We start from the raw sequence: 9,023 nt of genomic DNA on the forward strand, positions 1-9,023 counted from the left end.
GCCTGCTCGCGATGCTTCTGGCGGCCTAGCGGTTGGCGAGCAGCGCCTGACCGCGCAACACAGCCTTTTTCACCTGCGCCGGCGCAGTCCCGCCGATATGGTCACGGGCATTCACCGAGCCCTCAAGGGTCAGCACCGCAAACACGTCCTGATCAATCTGGTCGCTGAATTTGCGCAGCTCTTCCAGACTCATTTCCGCCAGATCCTTGCCGCTTTCCACGCCGTACTTCACGGCATGCCCAACGATCTCGTGGCAGTCACGGAACGGCAGGCCACGACGTACCAGGTAGTCGGCCAGGTCAGTCGCCGTGGAGAAACCACGCAACGCCGCTTCGCGCATGATCGCGTGCTTGGGTTTGATCGCCGGGATCATGTCGGCAAATGCCCGCAGCGAATCACGCAACGTATCGGCCGCGTCGAACAGCGGTTCCTTGTCTTCCTGGTTGTCCTTGTTGTAGGCCAATGGCTGGCCTTTCATCAGGGTCAGCAGGCCCATCAGCGCGCCAAATACCCGGCCGGTCTTGCCGCGAACCAGCTCCGGCACATCCGGGTTTTTCTTTTGCGGCATGATCGAGCTGCCAGTGCAGAAGCGGTCCGGCAGGTCGATGAACTGGAACTGCGCGCTGGTCCAGAGCACCAGCTCTTCGGAGAAACGCGACAGGTGCATCATCGCGATGCTCGCGGCCGAGCAGAATTCGATGGCGAAGTCGCGATCGGAAACGTTGTCCAGCGAGTTGCCGCCGACGGCGTCGAAATTCAGCAGCTGCGCGGTGTACTCGCGGTCGATCGGGTAGGTGGTGCCCGCGAGTGCGGCGCTGCCCAGGGGCATGCGGTTGGTGCGCTTGCGGCAGTCGACCAGACGCTCATAGTCGCGGCTGAGCATTTCGAACCAGGCCAGCATGTGGTGCCCGAAAGTCACCGGCTGCGCAGTCTGCAGGTGGGTAAAGCCGGGCATGATGCTGCCGGACTCACGCTCGGCCTGCTCCAGCAACCCTTGTTGCAGTCGGGTAATTTCGGCGAGGATCAGATCGATTTCGTCACGCAGCCACAAGCGGATATCGGTCGCAACCTGGTCGTTACGGCTGCGGCCGGTGTGCAGTTTTTTACCGGTCACGCCAATGCGGTCGGTCAGGCGTGCCTCGATGTTCATGTGCACGTCTTCGAGGTCGATGCGCCAGTCGAACTGGCCGGCTTCGATTTCACCCTGGATGGTGTTCAGGCCATCGATGATGCTGTCGCGTTCGGCATCGGTGAGGACGCCGACCTTGGCCAGCATAGTGGCGTGGGCGATCGAGCCCATGATGTCGTGGCGATACAGGCGCTGGTCGAAGGTGACGGAGGCGGTGAAGCGGGCGACGAAGGCGTCGACGGGTTCACTGAAGCGGCCGCCCCAGGACTGATTGGTCTTGTCAGTGCTCATGAATTCGCTCGTATCGGGTGAAATAAAGTGACGTTGAAAGCTGTCGCGGATAATAACAGGGTTGCAAAGTCTGTCGCTGACACTGGTCGATACGAATATTTTCTCTTGTTGCGGTTAGTGCTCGGCACAGCGTATTAACAATAACCGCAACGATATTTTTCGATTGAGCAATATCGTCCCGGCAACCGTCTACAGTTGGACAGAGGATCAGCGCACTTCCGGGCGCTGTAACTGACTATAAGAAGGGGGATGTTCATATTGTCGATCAGCAAACCCTACGGCGGTACCTCGCCCACGCGGGCCTGGGCCAACAAATGCCCGGAAGAAGAAAATTTAGCCGTCGTCGCAGCGGCACTTTTTGGCCCTCGCGCTAGTCTTAGCGTGGATCGCGGTGACGGATGTCACTTCACCTGTCTACGCTATCCTTGTGCGAGACTCACGCAGGAATCCAGCGCAATATGAATGTCCTGATCGTTGATGACGAACCCTTGGCCCGCGAGCGCCTGAGCCGAATGGTCGGCGAACTCGAGGGATACAGCGTCCTGGAGCCCAGCGCCACGAACGGCGAAGAGGCGTTGGCACTGATCGACAGCCATAAGCCGGATATCGTGTTGCTCGATATCGGCATGCCAGGCCTTGATGGCCTGCAAGTGGCTGCCCGATTGTGCGAACGCGAAACCCCGCCGGCCGTGGTGTTCTGCGCAGGGCCCGATGAATTTGCCGTGGAAGCCTTACAGGCCAGCGCCGTAGGCTATCTGGTGAAACCTGTGCGCACCGAACAGTTACATGAAGCATTGAAGAAAGCCGAACGGCCCAATCGCGTTCAGCTGGCTGCACTCACCCGTCCTGCCGCCGAGACCGGCAGCGGCCCACGAAGCCATATCAGCGCCCGAACCCGAAAAGGCATCGAGCTGATTCCGCTGGGCCAGGTGGTCTATTTTATTGCCGATCACAAATACGTGACCTTGCGCCACGAAGGCGGCGAAGTGCTGCTCGATGAGCCGCTGAAGGCACTTGAGGATGAATTTGGCGACCGGTTCGTGCGTATCCACCGCAATGCGCTGGTCGCCCGCGAGCGCATCGAACGCTTGCAACGCACGCCTTTGGGCCATTTCCAGCTGTTTCTCAAGGGCTTGAACGGTGATGCGCTGATCGTCAGCCGTCGCCACGTGGCCGGTGTGCGAAAAATGATGCAACAGCTTTAACCCGTCATTCACAAGCGCGTTATCGAGCCGGTTGCAGGAATCCGAGGCCAGGGAGGCCACTTCGTTTCTGATACAAGTCAAAGTGGATTTGACTGAGCTGTTATTATCCGCCGTATCTATTCAGTACGGATTGATCCATGTCCTCTCGCGAAATCCGCATCGCCACCCGTAAAAGTGCTCTCGCCCTGTGGCAGGCCGAATACGTCAAATCCCGTCTGGAACAGGCCCATCCCGGTCTGCTCGTAACGCTGGTGCCCATGGTCAGTCGCGGCGATAAGCTGCTCGACTCGCCACTCTCGAAAATTGGTGGCAAAGGCCTGTTCGTCAAGGAACTGGAAACCGCGCTGCTGGAAAACGAAGCCGACATCGCCGTGCATTCGATGAAAGACGTGCCGATGGACTTCCCTGAAGGTCTCGGACTGTTTTGCATCTGCGAGCGCGAAGACCCGCGCGACGCCTTTGTTTCCAACACCTATGCCAGCCTGGATGAGTTGCCCCAAGGCAGCATCGTCGGGACCTCCAGCCTGCGCCGTCAGGCCCAGCTGTTGACCCGTCGCCCGGACCTGGAAATCCGTTTCCTGCGCGGTAACGTCAACACACGATTGGCCAAGCTCGATGCCGGTGAATATGACGCAATCATCCTGGCGGCTGCCGGTCTGATTCGCCTGGGTTTCGAAGACCGCATTACCTCGGCCATCAGCGTCGACGATAGCCTGCCGGCGGGTGGGCAGGGCGCAGTGGGCATCGAATGCCGCAGCGTCGACACGCAAATCCATGCTCTGCTGGCGCCATTGCACCATCTGGACACGGCCACCCGGGTCACCGCCGAACGGGCCCTCAACAAGCATTTGAACGGCGGCTGCCAGGTGCCGATCGCCTGCTACGCCGTGCTTGAAGGCGAGCAGATCTGGTTGCGCGGGCTGGTCGGTGACCCGAGCGGCGGCCTGTTGCTCAGTGCCGATGCTCGCGCCCCACGCAGCGCAGCTGAATCCTTGGGCGTACAAGTGGCCGAAGACCTGCTGAGCCAGGGTGCCGATGACATCTTGAAAGCGGTCTATGGCGAGGCAGGCCACGAGTGACTGGCTGGCGCCTGCTGCTGACGCGTCCTGCGGATGAATCGGCAGCGCTGGCCAGTGCTTTGGCGGATGCGGGTGTTTTCAGCAGCAGCTTGCCGCTTTTGGATATAGAGCCGCTGCCAGTCTCTGCCACTATGCGCGAGATGATCCAGCGTCTGGATCGCTTCGATGCAGTCATTGTGGTCAGCAAACCGGCCGCCCGCATTGCCGTTGAATTGCTCAGCCAGAACTGGCCCCAGCCACCGACCCTGAAGTGGTTCAGCGTCGGCGCGGCTACCGCGCAGATCCTCGACAATCATCGCCTGGACGTCAGCTACCCCGAAGCGGGTGACGACAGCGAAGCCCTGCTTGAGCACGCCTTGTTTCGCCAGGCTATTGCCGGGCCCCATGCGCGCGTGCTGATCATGCGCGGGGAGGGCGGGCGCGAGCTGCTGGCTGAGCGTTTGCGTGAGCTTGGTGCTAGTGTCGAGTATCTGCAATTGTACCGTCGCGAGTTGCCGAGCTATCCGCCGGCGGCACTGCCCGAGCGGATCCGGGCGGAACGCTTGAACGGGCTGGTGGTCAGCAGTGGACAGGGTTTTGAGCACCTGCATCAATTGGCGGGCGATACCTGGCCCCGATTGGCGCGGTTGCCGTTGTTTGTACCAAGCCCCAGGGTTGCCGAAATGGCACGTGCCGCCGGGGCGCAAATAGTTGTGGATTGTCGTGGCGCCAGTGCCGCGGCTTTGCTGACGGCGTTGCGGGAGCATCCCGAACCCGTTCTCTAATGCAAAGGATGGATACGTGAGCGAAACAGCCTTGCCAAAAGATGACGTCCAGCCCGTGCTTCAAGCTCCGGTTGAAGACCCGATTGATACCGCTTCCCCTGCGCCAGTGCAGCGCCGCGGCAACGGCCTGGCAATCGTCGCGCTGCTGCTGGGTGCTGCTGGTGTCGCCGTTGGCGGATGGGGTGTCTGGCAGGTGCGTCACCTGCAAGCCAATAACCAGCAACAGCTGAGTCAGGTGCAGGCGTTGAACGATCAGGCGCAGAGCCTGAAGCTCAACGAACAGCGCCTGAGCGCGCGGCTTGAACAATTGCCCCCGGCGGATGAGCTGGAAGCTCGTAGCCGCCTGGTGGTGCAGCTGCAGGGCGATCAGCAGCGCCTGAACCAGCGCCTGGAAACTGTGCTTGGAGCCAGCCGCAAGGACTGGCGCCTGGCGGAGGCCGAACACCTGCTGCGCCTCGCCAGCCTGCGTTTGTCTGCCTTGCAGGACATCAGCAGCGCCCAGGCCCTGGTCCAGGGTGCCGACGAGATTCTTCGCGAGCAGAACGATCCGGGTTCCTTCGCCGCCCGTGAGCAGGTCGCCAAAACCCTGGTGGCGCTGCGCAGTACTGAACAGCCGGACCGCACCGGATTGTTCCTGCGCCTGGGCGCATTGCGCGATCAGGTGATCAACCTCACGGAACTCGCGCCGGAGTACAAGGACCGCGGCGAGTCGCTGCTGGGGCTGACCGCCGATGGTGATGGCGCCAGCCGCTGGGCGCAGTGGTGGGACCAGATCTCGCGCTACATCCGCATCGATTTCAATGCTGACAAGAATGTCCGTCCATTGCTGGCAGGCCAGAGCCTCAGCCAGGTGCGCCTGGCCCTGAGCCTGGCCCTGGAACAGGCCCAGTGGGCCGCACTGAACGGTCAAGGCCCGGTTTACACCCAGGCCCTGGCCGAAGCGCGGGATGTGCTCAAGGGCAACTTCAACCCGGACAACCCGCAGAGCAAAGTAATGCTTGAGCAAGTCGGCGAGCTGAGCAAACAGCCGGTGACTGTGGTCACCCCTGACCTCACCGGCACGTTGAGCGCTGTGCAAGGTTATCTGGAGCGCCGCAACGTCAACGCCGAGGATTCGATCAAGCCGATGGCCAAGCCTGCCGCAGACGCTGCGCAGGAGGCTACGCCATGAAACGTCTCTATGTGATCGTGTTCCTGGTGATTGCCGCTGCTGCCGCGCTGGGCCTGGCGATTGCCGAGCACTCCGGCTACGTGCTGGTCGCCTACAAGAGCTTCCGTTTCGAATCGAGCCTGTGGGCCACCCTCGCGCTGGTCGCAGTGCTGTGGCTGGTGGTGTGGGGCATCAAGGCGCTGATCGAATTGGTGATGACGTCGAGTGGCGTGGTCAATCCCTGGTCGCGGCGCAATCGCAGTCGACGGGTGCAGGTCGCGATCGAACACGGTCAACTGGACCTGGCAGAAGGCCGCTGGGCCAGCGCGCAGCGTCATTTGCACCGAGCTGCCGAAGCCGAACGCCAACCGCTGCTGTACTACCTCGGTGCGGCCCGCGCGGCCAACGAACAAGGTAAATACGAAGAGAGCGATAACCTGCTCGAGCGCGCGCTTGAGCGCCAGCCTCAGGCCGAGTTGGCGATTGCCCTCAATCATGCGCAGCTGCAGACCGACCGTGGCGACACCGAGGGAGCCCTGGCGACGCTGCAAGCCATGCACGAGCGCCATCCGCATAACGTGCAAACATTGCGTCAGCTGCAGCGCTTGCATCAACAGCGGGGCGATTGGTCTGCGGTAATCCGGCTGTTGCCGGAGCTGCGCAAGGACAAAGTGTTGCCACCAGCCGAACTGGCTGATCTGGAGCGCCGCGCCTGGGGTGAGAACCTGTCGCTGGCGGCACATCGGGAAGAGGACGGCACTATCGGCTTGCAGTCGCTGAACAGCGCCTGGCAGAAGCTGACGTCGGCGCAGCGCCAGGAGCCGCAATTGGTCCTGGCCTACGCCGAGCAACTGCGCCAGCTGGGTGCCCAGGTTGAAGCTGAAGAGGTTCTGCGCACGGCGCTCAAGCGCGACTACAACAGTCATCTGGCGCGTCTTTACGGACTGGTTCGGGGCAGTGACCCAGCGCGCCAACTGCAGACCGCCGAGGGCTGGCTCAAGGACCATCCTGCCGACCCAAGCCTGCTTCTGACCCTGGGCCGCCTGTGCCTGCAAAGTAGCCTGTGGGGCAAGGCGCGCGATTACCTGGAAAGCAGCCTGCGCGCGCAGCGCAATCCGGAAGCCTGTGCGGAACTGGCGCGGTTACTGGCGCAATTGGGTGACACCGAGCGCAGCAATCAGCTGTTCCAGGAAGGCCTCGGCCTACTCGACGAACGTCTGCTGGCAGCACCGCTGCCGGTACCGATCCACGCTTGATGTACGGACGAGGGGGCTTGCTCCCTCGTCGCAAAAATCGTCCGCGGCTGTCAGATTCTTCGCTATAAAATGCTCAATCGGCAAAGTCCTACAGCCGATTACATCTAGTCCTAATACCCCTGTCGGCATTTCCCTCCTTCACTGTAGAACTCTCCCTGCTGTACTGCCTTGAAAGGTTTGCGCTCTTTCCTCTAACGTTAACGCCTGTCTCTTACTGTTACGGAAATGCCATGTCTTTGGCTCGCTCACGCTCCTTGTTCTTCATGGCTTTCGTCGCAGGTGCCCTGGCGTTGGGCATTTCCTATTACCTGGAATACGCGGTCGGCCTCAGGCTTTGCGGCCTGTGTATCTTGCAGCGTGGCAGCCTTTTCCTGCTCACGGCGGCATGCCTGTCAGCTTCGGTGCATGGCCCCGGACGCCTCGGCACGTTGCTGTATTGGCTGCTCGTGCTGGTCGGCAGCCTGGCGGGGACGATCACGGCGTGGCGACAAGTGATATTGCAGAGTGATCCGCTGCATCATTTGTCCGACTGTTCGTCGAACCTGGCGGAGGCATTAGCCATTACGCCCTGGGCTCAGGCGGTAAAAATGATGTTCGAAGGCACCTTCGATTGCGCGGAGATTTCCTGGACATTATTTGACCTGAGTATCCCGGAGTGGAGCCTGTTGTTTTTCTTTGCGCTGACAATTGTGGTTGTTTATCAACCGCTGAGGCTGTTATGGCTGACCCTTCGGCGACCACTCAGCGGCGAGTCGTCGCACCCGGCGCCGGTGCACGATTAAACACTTGTATGAACTTTATCTCCTGCGTACCTTGAAGCCACAGTCGCGCGGGCATAATCTGGCCCGCACGTGTCATTGGAATTATGTTGCTCGAATGACGCTCTGCCTGCCGATCCTTGACCTTCAAGTGCGTGACAGGTGTAGGGCAGCATGACCCACAAGGGAAGAGAGATCACCATGCTCGAAAGTTGTCAGAATGCTCAAGAACGATGGGGTGGAGTGCATCTGCTGATCGATCGCTGGTTGCAGGAGCGTCACGAACTGGTACGGGCTTATGATGATCTCGGCGAAAAGCCCGAGGCGCTAAGCGAGAACCGTAAGCCTTTGCAGGAGTTCTGTGGAGTGCTTGTCGACTACGTTTCAGCCGGGCATTTCGAAATCTACGAACAGCTGACAGGGGAGGCCAAGGCCTTCAATGACAAGCGTGGGCTGGAACTGGCCGAGACCATTTACCCGCGCATCGACGTCATCACCGAGAAGCTGCTTGCGTTCAACGACCTGTGCGATGCCGGGCAGTGCGTGGCGGAGAAGTTCAAGGAGCTCGGAGGCCTGTTGCACGAACGCTTTGAACTGGAAGACTGCCTGATCGAAGTGCTGCACACCGCTCACAAGGAAGAGGATCCGGTTCAGGCCTGATATTCCCCCCGCAACACACGAAAAACGGTGCGCTCTGCGCGCCTTTTTTGTGCCTGCGATTCAGCCCTTCGCCCCGCGCAGTTCCACCTCGAACACCAGGGGTGTGAACGGTGCGATCAGGTCACCGGCACCATCGGCCCCATAGGCTTGAGCCGAGGGAATCACCAGCCGCCATTTTGCCCCTACCGGCATGTCTTGCAGCGCGGTACGCCAGCCCGAGATCACACTGTCGAGGCTGAACCATTGCGGCTGACTGTTTTGGTCGAACACCGTGCCATCCGGAAGGCGGCCGACGTACAGCACCTGGACCTTGCCGTTCGGGCCGGCCTTTGCTCCGGTGCCGGGTGCGAGCTCGGTCAGCAGAATCCCGTCGGCGAGTTCACGAACGCCGGGACGGGCCTTTTCCTCGGTGAGAAAACGCTGTTCTTTTTCGAGCGCGACTTCGCTTTGCGGCACCGCTGGTTCCTCGGCAATTTGTGCTTCGTGCTCGGCCAGGATCCGGTCGATCTGTTCGTCTTTCAGCGCCAGGGGTTTACCTTGATAGGCCTGCTGCAAACCGTCCAGTAATGCCTGTAATTGAAGGTCGGGCACCTCTTGACGCAAGCGTTCACCGAGGCTCGCGCCGAGGCTGTAGGCGAGATCGTGGGCGTCGGTTTCGCTGGTTTTTTCCGCTGCCTGGGCCACTGAAAAAAACACGCACAAGGATAAAAAAAGGTAACGCGACATGGGCA

At 60.7% G+C, this 9,023-nt stretch carries 9 protein-coding genes and 1 pseudogene; 8 read left to right on the forward strand and 2 right to left on the reverse strand.

Annotated features, from left to right (window positions below):
* Positions 1 to 25 precede the first annotated feature (25 nt).
* Positions 26 to 1,420: an argininosuccinate lyase gene (gene argH / locus ACYZTK_RS16290; RefSeq protein WP_462010823.1), complete on the reverse strand. Its 1,395-nt coding sequence runs from the start codon at positions 1,418 to 1,420 to the stop codon at positions 26 to 28.
* A 348-nt stretch (positions 1,421 to 1,768) separates the two neighbouring features.
* On the opposite strand from argH, the pseudogene ACYZTK_RS16295 reads away from it, so the two are divergent.
* The 8 genes and pseudogenes from ACYZTK_RS16295 to rsd all read left to right on the forward strand — a co-directional run.
* Positions 1,769 to 1,882: pseudogene (locus ACYZTK_RS16295) on the forward strand (sensor histidine kinase); the annotation flags it as partial.
* Positions 1,879 to 2,625 carry a LytR/AlgR family response regulator transcription factor gene (locus tag ACYZTK_RS16300; RefSeq protein ID WP_462010824.1) on the forward strand — a complete coding sequence of 249 codons (747 nt, stop codon included), beginning with the start codon at positions 1,879 to 1,881 and terminating at the stop codon, positions 2,623 to 2,625. The pseudogene ACYZTK_RS16295 and the gene ACYZTK_RS16300, both read left to right, overlap by 4 nt.
* A 137-nt stretch (positions 2,626 to 2,762) precedes the next feature.
* A complete protein-coding gene (gene hemC, locus ACYZTK_RS16305; RefSeq protein ID WP_462010825.1) occupies positions 2,763 to 3,704 on the forward strand; it encodes a hydroxymethylbilane synthase in 942 nt (313 codons plus the stop codon).
* Complete coding sequence (locus ACYZTK_RS16310; RefSeq protein WP_462010826.1) at positions 3,701 to 4,468, forward strand: uroporphyrinogen-III synthase; 768 nt, start codon at positions 3,701 to 3,703, stop codon at positions 4,466 to 4,468. The genes hemC and ACYZTK_RS16310 overlap by 4 nt, the downstream gene beginning before the upstream one ends.
* A gap of 16 nt (positions 4,469 to 4,484) precedes the next feature.
* Positions 4,485 to 5,639 (forward strand): uroporphyrinogen-III C-methyltransferase, encoded by a 1,155-nt coding sequence (locus ACYZTK_RS16315; RefSeq protein WP_462010827.1) that lies wholly within the window; start codon positions 4,485 to 4,487, stop codon positions 5,637 to 5,639.
* The gene (locus ACYZTK_RS16320; RefSeq protein ID WP_462010828.1) at positions 5,636 to 6,874 is read left to right on the forward strand and encodes a heme biosynthesis HemY N-terminal domain-containing protein; all 1,239 of its coding nucleotides are present in this window, start codon (positions 5,636 to 5,638) and stop codon (positions 6,872 to 6,874) included. The genes ACYZTK_RS16315 and ACYZTK_RS16320 overlap by 4 nt, the downstream gene beginning before the upstream one ends.
* Before the next feature lie 230 nt (positions 6,875 to 7,104).
* Positions 7,105 to 7,656 (forward strand): disulfide bond formation protein B, encoded by a 552-nt coding sequence (locus ACYZTK_RS16325; RefSeq protein ID WP_462010829.1) that lies wholly within the window; start codon positions 7,105 to 7,107, stop codon positions 7,654 to 7,656.
* Positions 7,657 to 7,833: 177 nt separating this feature from the next.
* Positions 7,834 to 8,292, forward strand: coding sequence for a sigma D regulator (gene rsd / locus ACYZTK_RS16330; protein WP_122841027.1), 459 nt, complete (start codon positions 7,834 to 7,836; stop codon positions 8,290 to 8,292).
* A gap of 60 nt (positions 8,293 to 8,352) precedes the next feature.
* Here the strand turns inward: rsd and ACYZTK_RS16335 are convergent, their stop codons facing one another.
* Positions 8,353 to 9,018, reverse strand: coding sequence for an FKBP-type peptidyl-prolyl cis-trans isomerase (locus ACYZTK_RS16335; RefSeq protein WP_462014913.1), 666 nt, complete (start codon positions 9,016 to 9,018; stop codon positions 8,353 to 8,355).
* Positions 9,019 to 9,023 lie beyond the last annotated feature (5 nt).

Source organism: Pseudomonas sp. LB3P31, from assembly GCF_054897945.1.

Bases quoted from the DNA above. Each gene is read 5' to 3' on its own strand.
- argH (WP_462010823.1), bottom strand. From the start codon at position 1,420: ATGAGCACTGACAAGACCAATCAGTCCTGGGGCGGCCGCTTCAGTGAA.
- ACYZTK_RS16300 (WP_462010824.1), top strand. From the start codon at position 1,879: ATGAATGTCCTGATCGTTGATGACGAACCCTTGGCCCGCGAGCGCCTG.
- hemC (WP_462010825.1), top strand. From the start codon at position 2,763: ATGTCCTCTCGCGAAATCCGCATCGCCACCCGTAAAAGTGCTCTCGCC.
- ACYZTK_RS16320 (WP_462010828.1), top strand. From the start codon at position 5,636: ATGAAACGTCTCTATGTGATCGTGTTCCTGGTGATTGCCGCTGCTGCC.
- ACYZTK_RS16325 (WP_462010829.1), top strand. From the start codon at position 7,105: ATGTCTTTGGCTCGCTCACGCTCCTTGTTCTTCATGGCTTTCGTCGCA.
- rsd (WP_122841027.1), top strand. From the start codon at position 7,834: ATGCTCGAAAGTTGTCAGAATGCTCAAGAACGATGGGGTGGAGTGCAT.
- ACYZTK_RS16335 (WP_462014913.1), bottom strand. From the start codon at position 9,018: ATGTCGCGTTACCTTTTTTTATCCTTGTGCGTGTTTTTTTCAGTGGCC.